The organism is Jejuibacter sp. L23 (genome assembly GCF_050815825.1).
Classification (GTDB): Bacteria; Pseudomonadota; Gammaproteobacteria; order Enterobacterales; family Enterobacteriaceae; genus Jejubacter; species Jejubacter calystegiae.
The window spans coordinates 2,598,574-2,613,646 of record NZ_CP138199.1 but is presented as its reverse complement, the minus strand read 5'-3'; the positions used below and the strand labels follow the sequence as shown (position 1 = coordinate 2,613,646).

Annotated in this window: 12 protein-coding genes; all 12 read left to right on the top strand. The window is 56.9% G+C overall.

Translation table 11 applies throughout. From position 1 onward, the window contains the following. Window positions 1-42 precede the first annotated feature (42 nt). The 12 genes from SCU88_RS12040 to SCU88_RS11985 all read left to right on the top strand — a co-directional run bounded on the left by SCU88_RS12040 (window position 43) and on the right by SCU88_RS11985 (window position 15,035). Entirely contained in the window at window positions 43-948 is a 906-nt protein-coding gene (locus SCU88_RS12040) for a LysR substrate-binding domain-containing protein (RefSeq protein ID WP_175342112.1), read from the top strand. Window positions 949-1,055: 107 nt separating this feature from the next. After that, window positions 1,056-1,337 (top strand): type II toxin-antitoxin system Phd/YefM family antitoxin, encoded by a 282-nt coding sequence (locus tag SCU88_RS12035; RefSeq protein ID WP_138097499.1) that lies wholly within the window; start codon window positions 1,056-1,058, stop codon window positions 1,335-1,337. Further along, window positions 1,334-1,636 (top strand): type II toxin-antitoxin system RelE/ParE family toxin, encoded by a 303-nt coding sequence (locus SCU88_RS12030; protein WP_175342113.1) that lies wholly within the window; start codon window positions 1,334-1,336, stop codon window positions 1,634-1,636. Before SCU88_RS12035 ends, SCU88_RS12030 begins: the two co-directional genes overlap by 4 nt. A 108-nt stretch (window positions 1,637-1,744) precedes the next feature. Next, a complete protein-coding gene (locus SCU88_RS12025; RefSeq protein WP_138097497.1) occupies window positions 1,745-2,179 on the top strand; it encodes a DUF2231 domain-containing protein in 435 nt (144 codons plus the stop codon). Further along, window positions 2,169-3,464: a PQQ-dependent sugar dehydrogenase gene (locus SCU88_RS12020; RefSeq protein ID WP_421804475.1), complete on the top strand. Its 1,296-nt coding sequence runs from the start codon at window positions 2,169-2,171 to the stop codon at window positions 3,462-3,464. The genes SCU88_RS12025 and SCU88_RS12020 overlap by 11 nt, the downstream gene beginning before the upstream one ends. Before the next feature lie 87 nt (window positions 3,465-3,551). After that, window positions 3,552-4,385 carry an arylamine N-acetyltransferase gene (locus tag SCU88_RS12015; protein ID WP_175342114.1) on the top strand — a complete coding sequence of 278 codons (834 nt, stop codon included), beginning with the start codon at window positions 3,552-3,554 and terminating at the stop codon, window positions 4,383-4,385. A gap of 64 nt (window positions 4,386-4,449) precedes the next feature. Then, window positions 4,450-4,872 (top strand): DoxX family membrane protein, encoded by a 423-nt coding sequence (locus SCU88_RS12010; protein WP_175342115.1) that lies wholly within the window; start codon window positions 4,450-4,452, stop codon window positions 4,870-4,872. Between the two features lie 345 nt (window positions 4,873-5,217). Further along, window positions 5,218-6,534: a sodium-dependent transporter gene (locus SCU88_RS12005; RefSeq protein WP_138097492.1), complete on the top strand. Its 1,317-nt coding sequence runs from the start codon at window positions 5,218-5,220 to the stop codon at window positions 6,532-6,534. A gap of 164 nt (window positions 6,535-6,698) precedes the next feature. Continuing rightward, window positions 6,699-8,894, top strand: a complete 2,196-nt coding sequence (locus tag SCU88_RS12000; RefSeq protein WP_175342116.1) for a type VI secretion system tip protein TssI/VgrG — start codon at window positions 6,699-6,701, stop codon at window positions 8,892-8,894. A 9-nt stretch (window positions 8,895-8,903) separates the two neighbouring features. Then, a complete protein-coding gene (locus tag SCU88_RS11995; protein ID WP_175342117.1) occupies window positions 8,904-10,532 on the top strand; it encodes a hypothetical protein in 1,629 nt (542 codons plus the stop codon). A 94-nt stretch (window positions 10,533-10,626) separates the two neighbouring features. Beyond that, on the top strand, window positions 10,627-14,727 hold the full coding sequence (locus tag SCU88_RS11990; RefSeq protein ID WP_175342118.1) for an RHS repeat-associated core domain-containing protein: 4,101 nt from the start codon (window positions 10,627-10,629) through the stop codon (window positions 14,725-14,727). After that, window positions 14,727-15,035 carry a hypothetical protein gene (locus SCU88_RS11985; RefSeq protein ID WP_175342119.1) on the top strand — a complete coding sequence of 103 codons (309 nt, stop codon included), beginning with the start codon at window positions 14,727-14,729 and terminating at the stop codon, window positions 15,033-15,035. The genes SCU88_RS11990 and SCU88_RS11985 overlap by 1 nt, the downstream gene beginning before the upstream one ends. Window positions 15,036-15,073: the final 38 nt, after the last annotated feature.

Genomic DNA, 15,073 nt, shown 5'->3' with positions numbered 1-15,073 from the left:
GCCTTTTATATAAAGCAGAATGCACAACCAGGAGGCAGGGCTATGTTAAATACCGAATTACGCTACTTTCTGGCTGTGGCCGCCAGCGGCTCGCTGAGCAGCGCCAGTCAGCAACTGTATGTAGCCGTCTCGGCCATCAGCCGCCAGATCCAGAAACTGGAAGGGCGGCTTGGGGTGCCGCTGTTTGAACGCCACGCCCGGGGCATGGTACTGACCGATGCCGGACAGATTCTGGAAAATCACGTGCGTAAAAGCATGTTGGATATGGAACACGCCATCGCCGCGATTCAGGGATTGACGGCAATCCGTCGCGCGCTGGTCCGTATTGCCTGTACCGACGGCATGGCGTTCGATCTGCTACCGGGATTACTGAGTCGTTTCCGGCATCAGCATCCCGGCGTCACCTTTGAATTACAGGTGGGTACGGCGATGCAGGTGGCGGAGTGGGCCCGTAACGGCAATTGCGACCTGGCGTTTCAGTTCAGTCTGGCCCCGGAGCGCGATGTGGATATTGTGGACTCCTGGCCCGCGCCGATGCTGCTGCTGCTGCAACCCGACCACCCGTTGACCCGCCAGCCGGTGGCAATGGCGGATTTACGTCATTATCCGCTGGCGTTGCCGGAGCAGGGCACCACCATTCGCCAGCTGGTCGATCTTTTGTGCCGGATGGAGGGGACTTTCCTTGAGCCGGTGCTGAGCGCCAATAATTTCGCCACCCTCTATATGTTTACCCTCAACACGCCGCAGGCCATTAGCGCCTGTAGCCACTTTAGCGTGCTGTGGCGCGCACGGCAGGACGGTATGCAGCTAAGATCGGTCGACAGCCCGTCGCTCAGCCAGCGAACCCTGCAACTTCAGGCGCCTTCAGGGCGGCACCGTTCGGCGGCGCTAACGCAATTTATTGAGTTTACCCGCCAGCAGCTCGACCAGTACGGCGCGCCTGATTAAACCGCAGCGGTCAAAAAACTCGCATCATGCGACCGACGGGATTAATATCGCTACCAACAGGTACGAAATGCTCGAACAGGTACGATTTAAGCGATCCGGAGGTCGTCATGAACAGTTTCACCGCCAGTGAAGCAAAGGTACAGTTTGGTGAACTTATCAGCCAGGCCATGCGGGAGCCCGTCAGTATTACCAAAAACGGACGTCCAAAAGTGGTTGTGATGTCCTGGGAAGACTACAACGAAATTGAAGCGCTGAAGCTGCGTTATCTCCGAGCCACCCTGGCGCACTCTATCGCTCAGGCTGAGCGGGGCGAGTTACATGATATTGATGATGTATTCAGTGAACTTACGCCAGACGAACTGAGTAAGGCCGGAAAAAATCAGGGATGACAGTACGGTTCACCACGGATGCGCGAACCCAGATTCGTGAGATACGGGCATATTCTCAGCATCGCTGGGGGCGGGATGTGGCCAGTTTATATGCGCAGACGCTGCGTGTGACGATGACCGATATTCTTGGCCGGCATCCATCTCCCGGTCGCGATCGCAGCGACGATCTCGGCGATGGTATCTTTAGCTTTCCCTGTCAAAGTCACCTGATCTACTACCGCGAAACCGATGACGGAATCGTCATTATCGACGTGCTGCACCACTCGCAGGATCCCGTGCGCCATCTCCCTCATCCATAATATTTCGCCTGACGCATTTCCCGCCACCTTCGGCTACGCTTCATCACAGGCAAGATACGGCCGCACCCTTCGCGGCCGTTCATACCTTAAGCAACAAGGAGACTGTGAATGAAGAGTGAAACCTTTGGGCGGGGGCCGGTAATCACCGGCCTCTATGAACTGCTAAATCCGCTACCGCTGGGCTTCTTTGCCGCTGCCTGGTTATTCGACATCATCTATATCAACAGTACCCAGATATTCTGGACCCACGGCGCGAGCTGGCTGATTGCCATGGGTCTGGTCATCGCCATTATCCCGCGTTTGCTGAATCTGTTTCTGGTGTGGAGCGGCGGCAGTAGCGCCTGCTCGCCGGTAAAGGTTCACTTCTGGCTGTCGCTGGTCGCCATCGTGCTGGCGATTATCAACGCCTTTGTTCACAGCCGTGATGCCTGGGCCGTGGTGCCCCTGGGTGTAACGCTTTCCACGCTGGTAGTGGTACTGCTGACCATCGCCAATCTGCAACAGGCACTGCGTGATCGAAGCCGGGAGGAGAATGATGAATAAAAAACTGTTAGCGCTGGCAGGCGCGCTGCTGCTGGCTGGCTGTGACGATAGCGCCAAACTGGATCCCATGAGTCAGGTCGGTCCCAACCCGGAACTGCCCGAAGCGCGAAACTTTCTGATTCCGCCGATGCAGGTGCCGGAAGGGGTGCCCTGGAAGCAGGGAGAGATGCCTCAGGTAGCCGAAGGGCTGAAGATCGAAAAAATCGCCGATGGCCTGATGAATCCGCGCCAGCTTTATACGCTACCAAATGGCGATATTCTGGTAGTGGAAGCCAGCGGGCCGCCGAAGCCGACCAGTATGCCCAAACAACTGATTACCGGCATCATTAAAAATGCCTCGGGGAAAGGGGGCGCCGGAGGAAACCGTATCACGCTGCTGCGTAAGCAGGACGATGGTCGCTGGCAGAAGTTTCCCTTCCTCGATCACCTGTTTTCACCGTTCGGCGTACAACTGGTCGGCAACAAACTCTATGTCGCCAACGCCGATAGCCTGAGGGTTTACCCCTATCAGAACGGTCAGACCCATATCAGCGATCCCGGTCGGGAACTGACCGAGCTGCCGTCTGGCGTTAACCATCACTGGACCAAAGCGCTGCTGGCAAGCCCGGACGGCAGTAAGCTTTACGTTGGCGTGGGCTCCAATAGTAATATCGGTGAAAACGGGCTGGATGCCGAATACCGCCGCGCCGCGGTACTGGAGGTGGACAGTAACAGCGGCGCCAGCCGTATCTACGCCAGCGGCCTGCGCAATCCCACCGGACTCCAGTGGGAACCGCAGACCGGCAAGCTGTGGGCCATCGTTAACGAACGTGATGAGATAGGCGCCGATCTGGTGCCAGATTATATGACTGCGGTGCAGGAAGGGGGCTTCTACGGCTGGCCTTACAGCTACTTTGGCCAGCATCTTGATGAGCGGGCACAGCCTCAGCGCCCGGATCTGGTGAAGCAGGCCATCAAACCCGACTATGCCCTGAGTTCCCACGTAGCGCCGCTGGGGCTGCTGTTCTATACCGGCGACAATATGCCGAACTATCGGGGCGGCGCCTTTGTGAGTGAACACGGTAGCTGGAACCGCTCGCCGCTCAACGGCTATAAAGTGGTATGGGTGGCCTTTAAGGATGGCAAACCGGTGGGCGAACCCCAGCCGGTGGTCACGGGCTTCCTGTCAGAGGATCAGAAGACGGTGCGCGGTTTGCCGGTAGGTCTGACCATGGATGGCGAAGGCGCGCTGGTGATTGCTGACGACGCCGGTAGCGCGGTATGGCGCGTCTCTACCCGCGAATAGCAAAAACGGGGGCCCTTGCGCACTTCTGGCGCGATGGCTCCCCACAGAAATGCTGTAATAGCCCTTTAGCCTGCAACGGAGACGGCGATGAAATTCTGTCTGACGCGCTATCTGACGCGCATTGACTATAAGGGCAGGGCGCAGGCCGACCTTGCGACGCTGCGCGATATTCATCTGCACCATGTCTGCGCCATTCCTTTCGAAAACCTGGATGTGCTGCTGGAGCGCCCCATTCAGCTCGACGCCGAATCGCTGTTCACCAAGCTGGTTGCCGCCCGGCGCGGCGGCTACTGCTTTGAGCAGAACGGTCTGTTAAAGCTGGCGTTGAACGCTCTGGGATTCGACGTCGAGGATCTGGCGGCCCGGGTGCTGGTGATGGCGCCCGCGGAAATGCCGCCGCGCACTCACCGGCTGATGCGTATCCGCATTGACGATCAATGGTGGCTGGCCGATGTCGGCTTTGGCGGCAGTACCCTAAGCGCGCCGATACGGCTGATGGCCGATCAACCCCAGCAGACGCCCCACGGTCGTTACCGTCTGGTGCGCCAGGAACCAGGCTGGCTGCTGCAACGCTGGCAGGAGGAGAACTGGCAACCGCTTTATCTGTTCGATTTAGCCATGCAGTACCCCAGCGATTATCAGATGGCTAACCACTATGTCGCCAGTTGGCCGGAATCCCATTTCCGCCATCATCTGCTGATGTCGCGCTGGCTCCCCGATGGCGGGCAGCTACGCCTTTATAACGATCGACTGACCCGCTGCGACAGCGATGGAAATGAAATGCAACAATTATTTAACGATTCATCTTCATTATTTACCGCACTGCGTCAGGCATTTAATTTAGGGACGGATGATAAAACTCACGGAATTAGCGAAACGGCATTTCATCAAATATGGTCTGATTTGAAAATCCTTAAATAAAGTGGCGTTCCTGAACGCAATGTATTAACGTTAAAAGACATTAACTGCTTAATGAGCAAAAATCATGAACTCTCTAAGGTATCTCTCTTTTGGCGGTGCCACGCCGCTGTTGTTGCTGATTGCACGTCTGATGATTGTTGCGCTGTTCTTTATTTTTGGCCTGCCTAAACTGACCGGCTTTAGCGGCACGGTGCAGTACATGACCATGCTGGGCGCGCCAGCGCCGACCGTGGCCGCCGGAGTGGCGGTGGTGATGGAAGTAGTGGCGCCGATTTTGATTGCGCTGGGATTTTTTACCCGCCCCGTTGCCGTACTGTTCTTTTTCTATACACTGGGCACGGCCTTTATCGGCCATGCCTACTGGAATATGACCGGCGATGCCGTTCAGCCTAATATGATTAATTTTTATAAGAATGTAAGCATTGCCGGGGCCTTTATCCTGCTGGCCATTACCGGGCCCGGCGCTATCTCACTCGATCGCCGCTAATCAACGTAAAGCTGCGGGCTAAAAAACTGCAGCTTTATTTTTTATCTGCTACTGTCTTCTCACTAAATATTGACGCACTGGCTTTCTGCTGTTTATTCATTAGCCAAAGGCGGTCCCTGTGATTCCACTTTACTGGTATGATTTTTCGCTTTTTGCGAAGCAGGTATGCATATCCGCCATGCCAGAAGGCGCTCACCTTGCCTCCCGCAGCATATTTCCCTATTCTTCAGCCTCAGTTCACTATCTGCCAGCGGAAAAGAGGCGGATTTGCTATTTTTTATTCTATTTTGGCGCCTGATGAATGGAAATCGTCGGTCTGTCACCGCTACCCCTGGAGCGTAATTCATGAGTCAACAGTGGTCATCCCGTCTCGGGCATGTCCTTGCCGCCGCGGGATCCGCCATCGGCATTGGCGCCATCTGGAAATTCCCCTATGTCACGGCCACCAACGGCGGTGGCGCCTTTGTGCTGATGTTCCTGTTTTTCAGCTTTACGCTGGGCCTGGCGATACTGCTGGCCGAGATTCTGCTGGGAGCCGCAACCCACTCCGGCGTGGTGAACGCCTTTAAGAAGGCTGCAGGGCCGCGCTGGCGCTGGCTGGGCGGCATGGGGGTACTGACCGGCTGGTTTATCTTCAGCTTCTACAGCGTGGTGGGGGGCTGGACCATCGGCTACACCGGACTGGCGGCTGCGGGGAAACTCAGCACCGGCAGCACCCAACAACTGGGTCAGTTGTTTAACGACTACATCAGCCATCCGGTCTGGCCGGTGTTGACCCATCTGCTGTTCAGCGGCCTGACCTGTTTTGTGGTGCTGGGCGGCGTGCAGAGCGGACTGGAGAAGGGCAGCAAAATCATGATGCCGCTGCTGTTTCTGATTATGCTGGTGCTGATCGTCACCGGTATGTCGTTGCCCGGCGCCTCGGCCGGTCTGCATACTTTCCTGAACCCGGATTTTTCGCATGTCACCGCAGGTAGCGTGCTGGATGCGCTGGGGCTGGCCTTCTTTTCGCTGTCGGTGGGGCTGGGGGTGCATGTTACTTATGGAGCCTATCTGCCGGATAACCGCGGCGTCGCCCGTTCCGGACTGTGGGTGGTGATCCTCTCCTGTATCGTCTGCGTCCTGGCGGGGCTGATGATCTTCCCGGCGCTGAGCGCTTCAGGGCTGGGGATGGATTCCGGCCCGGGCCTGACCTTTATGACTATGCCGGTGTTTTTTAACTGGCTGCCGGGCGGCATTATCTGGGCGGTGATGTTCTTCCTGCTGCTGCTGGTAGCGGCGCTGTCGTCCTCAATCTCGCTGCTGGAACATATCGTCACCTTCCTGCAACAGCGTTTTGGCTGGTCACGGCGTAACAGCGCGCTGCTGACTACCGCCAGCGTCATGCTGGCAGGTATTCCGATTACCCTGTCGTTCGGTATTCTCAAAGACTGGACGCTGTTTAATAAGACCCTGTTCGATATTCTGGACTATCTGACCTCGAACCTGATGATGCCGCTGTTCGGTATCGCCATCAGTCTGTGGTTTGGCTGGTCGAAGAAGAGCGCTGCGCTGATGCCCGGCGATCTTTCGCCATTCTGGCGCGGCTGCCTGAAGCTCACCTGGCGCTTTATCGCACCGCTGTTTATCGGCGCTATTTTGCTGCACGGCGTGTTCGGCTAGTTTCCCGTCTTAGCGGTGCTGGCGCCAGAAGCGTGCGCCAGCACCAAATTTCAGTGCATACGCTGAGGTAATTTCTGAATAAACCAATCCGTGTGACATCTTGTGCCAGACTTCAGATGCGACTTTCTTCTTTAATCTGATGTCTCTACGCACGGGGGATGTTTATGCTGGACAGAATTACCGCACATACGCCTCTCGGCCCTGACGAGCTGAAGTTTTTGTCACTGCAGGGCAGTGAACAACTTTCCCGGCCATTCGCCTTTCAGGTGGCGCTACTGAGCCAGAATTTCCACCTCGACAGGCGGGCTCTGCTGGGTCAGTCCGTCACCCTGGCGATCCCCACCCAGAATCTGCTTACGCCTCGCTATCTGAATGGCAAAGTGACCGAAGCGGCGCTGCGTAACGAAGAGATCGACGGCACCCGCTATGCGCTCTATCAGCTGCGTCTGGAACCGGATCTCTGGCCGATGATGCGCGATCGCAATCTGCGCATCTTTCAGCAGCAGACGGTGCCGCAAATCGTCAAAACACTGCTGGCGGAACAGAACGTGCAGTGTGAAGACCGCCTGACTGGCAGTTATCGTCAGTGGGAATACTGCGTGCAGTATCAGGAAAGTAGCTACAACTACATCAGCCGCCTGATGGAGCTGGAAGGCATCTACTACTTTTTCCGCCACGAAATGGGCAAGCATACCCTGGTGTTGATGGATGCCCCACAGTCTCACCAACCGTTCAAAGGTTATGAGAGCATCCCGTATCACGTAACGGCATCCGGCGGCACGACCCGGGAAGAGGGGGTCAGCCAGTGGGCGGTGAACGATGTGGTGACGCCGGGTATTTACAGCCTTGATGATTATGACTTTCGCAAGCCCAATGCCTGGCTGTTTCAGGCCCGGCAGAATCCGGCGTCGCCGAAACCGGGGCAGATAGACGTCTACGACTGGCCAGGACGCTTTGTCGACCATCAGCATGGAGAGTTTTATGCCCGCATCCGCCAGGAGGCCTGGCAGGCGGAACATCAGCAGATTAGCGCCACCGGCACAGCCTTAGGGATAGCGCCGGGCCACACCTTCAGCCTGCATAACGCGCCTTCGACCCGTGACAGCGAAGAATACCTGGTCACCCGGGCGGAATATCGGCTGCGCGATAACCCATATGCCAGCGGCGGCGAAGCCAGCGAGCAGCGTATCGACTTCAATGTCATACCGGCGGATATTGTCTTTCGTCCCCGGCAGGAAGCCGAGTGGCCGAAGACTTACGGGCCGCAAACCGCCAGAGTAGTCGGGCCGAAAGGCGAATCCATCTGGACCGATAAATATGGCCGCATCAAAGTGAAATTCCATTGGGATCGCCTGGCGGCGGGGGACGATACCAGCTCCTGCTGGGTGCGGGTCTCCAGCGCCTGGGCCGGTCAGGGCTTTGGCGGGGTGCAAATTCCCCGGGTTAACGACGAAGTGGTGATCGACTTTATCAATGGCGATCCTGACAGGCCGCTGGTGATTGGCCGGGTCTACAACGAAGCCAGTATGCCGCCCTGGGCGCTACCGGCAGCGGCAACGCAAATGGGCTTTATGAGCCGCACCAAAGATGGTTCGGCGGAAAATGCCAACGCCCTGCGTTTTGAAGACAAGGCCGGTGCCGAACAGGTGTGGATTCAGGCCGAACGCAATATGGATACCAACGTTAAAATGGAGGAAAGTCATACTGTCGGGACCAATCGCACCAAAACCGTCGGTGCCGATGAAACCAGCCACATTAAACAGAACCGGACCAAAAACGTTGATGGCAATGAAACGGTAGCCGTTGGACAAAATCGCACCAAAACCATCAGCGGTAACGAAACCACCACCATCAAACAGAACCGCATCGACACCATTGAGGGCAATGAAACCCTGACGGTGCAGCAAAACCGCAGCGAGAGCATCACGGGCAATCACGACGCCACGGTGAAAGGTAATCAGACCATGACGGTAAGCCAGGAGCGATCCCGCACTGTAAACGGCAATGAGAAGATCAGTATCGCCAAAAACCGCAGCGTTCAGGTGACCGGTCATCAAACGCTGGGCGTCAACGGCAATCGCGAAGCCTCCATTGGCGGTAATAAAAACAAAATCATTACCAAAAAGCAGGAAGTCAGTATCGGCGCAGGGCGCTCCATCGTGATCAACGGCGGCGATACCCGCTATACCGACGGCACGGTGAGCGACGGCGCATCGCAGAGATTCCAGATTAGCGTGGGGGAATCCACGGGCATCATGCTATCGCCCGGCAGCATCGAAATTGTCGCAGGCGGCGCCAGTATTACCATCAACGCCGACGGTGTCATGGTCAATGGCAGCAAAATCGAACTTAACGCCTGACGGAAGCCGATGATGCAAAGTCACGCGAGAAACCCCACCGAACAGCTAATGGCGCAACTGGAGCTGCTGTGGCTGGAAGCCAGCGAGGATCCGCAGGCGCGCCTGTTTATCTGGCGGGTAAAGGCGAATGCCGAAAGCCTGGTGCAGGCATTTATCGCCCTGCAACAGCAGCCGCCGGGGGATTACAGCGCGCCGGATCTGTTTATTGGCCTGATGGCGCCGTTCGACACCGGCTACGGCTACAGCCATGAACTGGCGGATGAGTTTATCGAACGTTATGAAGCCAGCGAAGGCGAGCAGGGCTGGGATTTCGAGCCTCTGTTGCCGTGTTACAGCGCGGCGCAGTGGCAGGCGCTGCTCGGCAACTTTGCAAAAGAGCACCAGGATCGGTTGCGCTATGTGGTGACGGTACTGACGCCGGAATCGGTCAGCGATGACGCGGCGCTAATGCGCTGGCTGACTCAGAGCGTAGAACAGATAGCCCCCGACGTGCGGATGATGCTTATCGATACCCTGGAACAGCCCACCTGGCAGGCGCTACAGCAGGCCTTTCCCCGGTGGGTGCGGCTGTTAACGCCGGATATCGACGGTATGAAGCTGATGCAGCAAACCACCAGCCAGCTAAGTGATAGCGATAGCGATCGGCTGCGCTGTCGGCAGTTTATGGCCGATGCCATGCTGCTGCTGGAGCGGGGAACGCCGCAGCAGGTGGAAGCCCGGGCCGGTCTGGCGCTGGCCATCGCGCATCAAAAGGGGTGGTCGGAACAGCAGGTGGTGATGCACAACATGATCGGCGGCGCCTGGCTAAAGGGGAACGCGCCCCACAAGGCGGTTGAGGCATATCATCAGGCTCGCCATACAGCGCAGTTTGTCGGCGCTCAACCGCTGCGGGCCGCGCTACAAATGCAAAGCGCGTTTGGCGAAGGCGGCGCGTGGTTTAGCGCCGGAGAATACCGGCGGGCCGCCGAAGCATACCGGGCGGCTGCCGTGCTGGCCCAACGGGCGGAAAATCGGGTGCTGGAAATAGAGGGGTGGCGGATGGCGGGACGCTGCCTGGTGCTGGGTGGCGATGGTATCGCGGCCATGAGCGATTATGCCCGGGCGATTGATGCCGCGCGCCCGCTGTCGGCCGGGGAGCGGGCACAAACCACGCTACCGCTGGCGCTTTCGGATCTGCTACATCTTCAGGACAGCAGACGCGCCCAGGCGCTGGAGCGCTGCGCAGAGTCGTACCAGCAGCGTAAGAACCGCTTTATTGCTGACGCTGAAAACACCGTAGCACGGCACGCCGCGACGCCTGCGGCGGTCAGGCAGGTGGAATGCCGGTTACAGCAGAGCCTGGAGCTTAGCTTTCTGCGGGCCAGAACCCAGCGCGAACAGTTAATTGTTGATGGCTGTCCGGCGTTCCGCCAGATAGTCGCCATTGGCCGCCAGTATTTACATCCCCACTGGAATGGCCTGCCGGACATCGCTCATCCGTTCGATGCTCCGCCGGGGCAGTGGCAGCAGATGCCGCAATCCATGGCCCAGCCGGACGACGCGGCGGGCGAATTTATCCAACAAACAGACTCAAGGACCCGGCATGAAAAAGGTGGTGATAATCGTGGCGATCGTACTACTGGCGATCGGCTTTGTTAGCCTGTCAGACAACGAGATGGCCAGCGAGGCGCGCAACTTCCTGCAAGCCCTGCTGCGCGCGATGTTTTGACCGGAAAGCGTCAGAGGCTGACTTATGCACTCAAGCTCGCACTTTGATCCCCAGCTTGGGATAGACATTCACACCTATCCGGTTGGGCCATTGCCGACACCGCATATCGCGCTGGTATTTGACGTTTTTGATTATCTGCCGGTGCTGGGCACCACGGTTAACGTCAACGGTATTAAACGCGCCAGTGCGGGCACCGGCGGACTGGCGGTGCATATTCCCGTCGGCGGCCCGTGGCTGCCGCCACTGCGTTTACCTGGCGGGCCGCAGCTGGACGATGAACTGTTTATGGGAAGCCAGACGGTGCGGGCCGACGGCGAACCTTTTGCGCGCATCACGATGCCGGTGCTGAGCTGCAATTTTGTCGGCATGATACCGCCGTTGCGGCCAAAGAGACTCAGCAAACCGAAACCGCTATCGCTAACCATGCCGCTAACCACCAATCTGGCGCTGCCGAATAAGGTGATCGTCGGTGGGCCTTCCACCATTAATGTGGTGGCTCTGATGATGCGCGCGGGGTTAGCCGGTTTGGGTAAGGGGCTGAAAAAATTTAAAAAAACGCCGCGCTATCGCAAATTTATGGAACAGTTTCAGGCCTTTCGTCGCAAGCTGTTTAAGAATATGGATCCCGGTTTTTTGAAATGCAAAGTACTGCGGGCCGAGCCGGTAGATATTCGGGATGGCAGCGTGGCGCTGGAACATCGGGACTTCCTGTTGCCGGGGCGACTGACGTTGGATTGGGTGCGCTGCTACTCCTCGGCGGATGTTGATGAGGCAGGATATTGCGGCTACGGCTGGTCAACGCCCGCCGATATCCACCTGGCGCGTAATGGAAATGACAGCCTGTTGCTTACCCGCCCGGGAGGGATGACCCTTTTTGCACAGATCCCAGAACAGCCGGGCCGCCAGCATGCCACGCCGGGCCTGCCGGACGGCGGACGCCTGTGGTGGGAACAGGACGAACAACAGCGGCGCTGGATCTATGAAGATAACGACGGCCAGCGGTATCACTTTGACGATGCTGTCAGCATGCCGCTGGCCGCGCTGGCGGATCGCAACGGTAACCGCTGGCAGTTCGTGCGCAGGCAGGGGCAGTTAGTCCGACTGGTGGAGTATGTCGCTACGGGTAAGACCGGCCGTGAGATTCATATCACCACCCGGCGTCAGCGGATTGAGGCCATGCGGCTGTACGACACCGACAACGACGCTTATTCGCCGCTCACCCGCTATGAGTACGACGCAGACCATCAACTGGCGGCGGAAATTGATGCCCTGGGCGCCGTCCGGCGCTTCGACTACCAACAGCGACGCATGATCCGCCACGAAGATCGCAACGGCCAGGCTTTCCACTACGCCTGGGACCACGACTGGCGGGTGATTCACGCCTGGGGTGATGGCGGGCTGTATGACTATCACTTCGTATACCACGATCTGTTAAACGAAGTGGAAGTGACCGACTCATTCGGCCATATCAGTCATATCCGCTTTGACAGCAGCGGTTTACCAGTCAGCGAAATTGATCCGCTGGGGGGTAACACGGTCTTTACCTATGATGAACTGGGCCGCCCGCTCAGCGTCACGCATCCCGACGGCAGACGGCATCAGTGGCGTTATAACGAACTGGGGTTAATCGGGGAAGAGATCCTGCCCGATGGTCATCGCCTGAGCCTGATCTATAACGACCTGGCGCTGCCGGAAACGCTGAACGACGAAAATAGTAACGTCTGGCAGATGCAGTACGACTCCCGAGGGAATTTACTGCTGTCGATAGACCCCACCGACGTATTCCGACGCTATCGCTATAACGACGAAGGCCAGGTGGTCGAACTACTGGACGCTGATGGCGAACAAAAAAACCTGGAGTACGATCGAAATGGTTTCCCGTGCCGCATAGTCAGCAATCAGGGGCCACAGTGGCTGCTATGCCACGATCTGCGCGGTAATCTGCGCCTGAAAAGGGATACAGGCGGTCAAAAGACCCGCTATGAGTATGACGCTAAAGACCGACTGACCCAGGTGTTGTTCCCTGGTGGTCAACGAGTAACCATAGAATACGATCGTGAAAATCAGCCGGTATGCTATCAGGATGAAGAGGGGTATCAGACCCGACTACGCTACAACGGGACCGGGATGGTTACCGAATGCCTGACGGCGGACGGCGGGCGCGTGGCTTATCACTATGACAGCGAAGACCAGCTAACGGCGGTGGTCAATGCCCTGGGCCAGAGCTGGCAACTGCGGCGCGATGCTTTAGGGCGGGTCACCGAAGAGGTGGATTACTGGGGGCAGACAACCCGCTATCAGTGGGATTCCGCCCAACGGCTACTGCGCCGCACCGACCCGTTAGGCCACTCACTCGATTATGATTATGACCGTGCCGGTCGGCTGAAAGAGAAACGCAGCGGCGACCGGCTGTTAACCCAATATCGCTATGACCTCAGTGGCCGGATGATCGGCTGCGATAACGGCTGGTGCCAACTGGCATGGCGTTACGATGCCGCAGGCCGGATAGTCGCCGAAGAGCAGGACGGTTTTGTCGTCAGGCATCATTACAACAGCGCCGGGTTGCCAATTCTGCGAGAAAGCGACGCCGGGCACCGGGTGGCGTTTGGCTGGAATGATGCCGGGCAACTCTCTTCGATTACCCTCAACGATGACCCTCCGGTAACGCTGACTTATGACCATGCGGGCAGACTGAATAAAGAACAGTTGAGCGACGAAGTGGCGCGCCAGATAGAGTATGACGCCGACAGTCAGCCCATTGCCCTGCGAACGCTACAGGGTGAATTACCTCTGTTTTCAACCGGCTATCGCTACGATCGCCGGGGCAATATGACCCGGCGCAGCGATAGCCAGTGGGGGGACGATGGCTATCACTATGATGTGGTCGGGCACCTGTTGGCCCATACCGATCCGCAGGCACATATCCATCGCTTTATCCAGGATGCGACCGGCAACCGGATGACGCACAGGGTGCATACGGTGGATACATCGCCAGAAGGCTGGTATCGTGAAGGCCACTATAATGATACGCGCTATCTCTTTGACCGGGCAGGTAATTTACGTCAACGTTGCTATACTGACGGCAGTCGCCAGGAGTTTATCTGGGACGAAAGCCAGCAGCTGATTGCCGTACGTCAGGGTGACAACGTCACGCACTATGCTTACGATGGCCTGGGGCGGCGGGTGTGCAAGCAAACGGCCCAGGAAACCCGCTGGTTTTACTGGCAGGGGGATGCATTACAGGCGGAAGTCAGCGCACCGGGCGGCCCACCGCTGCAACCGCTGGCGCTCTATGATGTCGCAGGTCGTCTGAAACGCCAGAAGGCCCAGGCGGCGCTCTTTAACAATCTGCGGGAATATGTCTACTACCCGGGCAGTTTCTATCCGTTTGCGCTGCTAACCCAGCAGGAAGGCGAGCGCAACAGCTATCACTATCACTGTGATCCGAACGGCATGCCGCTGCGGCTGACCGCAGGCAATGGCGAAATCGTCTGGTCGCAACGCTGCGGGGTCTGGGGCGAACCGGGAGAGGTTTACGCCAGTCAGATCGACAATCCGCTACGCTTTCAGGGCCAGTACTTCGATACCGAAACTGGGCTGCACTATAACCGCTACCGCTATTACTGCCCTCAGACCGGCAATTATATTAGTCAGGACCCGATCAGATTAAATGGCGGGGTGAATTTGTATCGATATGCACCGAATCCACTGGGGTGGGTGGATCCGTTAGGATTGATTATCGTATATAGAAACCTTCGACCGGACGAAGATATCGATAAAGGTATTTCTGCCCGCCTTCCCGGAAGAGGAATGACACCTGGCGGGCACGTCAGAAATGGTAGCAAGGAAACTTTTAAAGGTTCTCAATATATATCCACGACCGTGGATTCTGCTGTCACCGATCACTGGAGAAAACCGGGCCAAAGGACCATTATGTTTGATACGGATGATGTGATACCGGATTCCACAGGCGAGAGAAAAATCATTGATGTATCAACAGAAGCGAAAGCACAGGCGGCAGGTTTGAAACCGCCTGCCACGCATTACGCGGCAAACTCCAGGGAAGTGCTGGTTGTGGGCCGTATCGAAAGATCTAAATTAACAATAGTGTGCGGAGGTGATTAATGGATATTTCTTCAGCAGAACAACAAGTCTACGACTTACTGGCTTCCGGAAATTCACTCCCAGTCAGAGTAAGAAGCAAATTGCCATGGACTGAGGATGAATTTAATGAATTACTCCAATCTATTGACGTGCTTATTCAGGGCTGGTCACAAGAGCATTCAGTACCTAAAAGAATTGCTTTGGCATTTGTTGATATATATGGAGCGTTCAATTTTCGGGAAGATTTCTATCCGCAGGATAAACTAATATTTCTTGAAGATATGGCAATAGCATTACAGGACAAAGCCACTGAATTATTCTCTGAGTGAATTATGGTACGCATATCGCCACACGTCCGGGAGAAGAG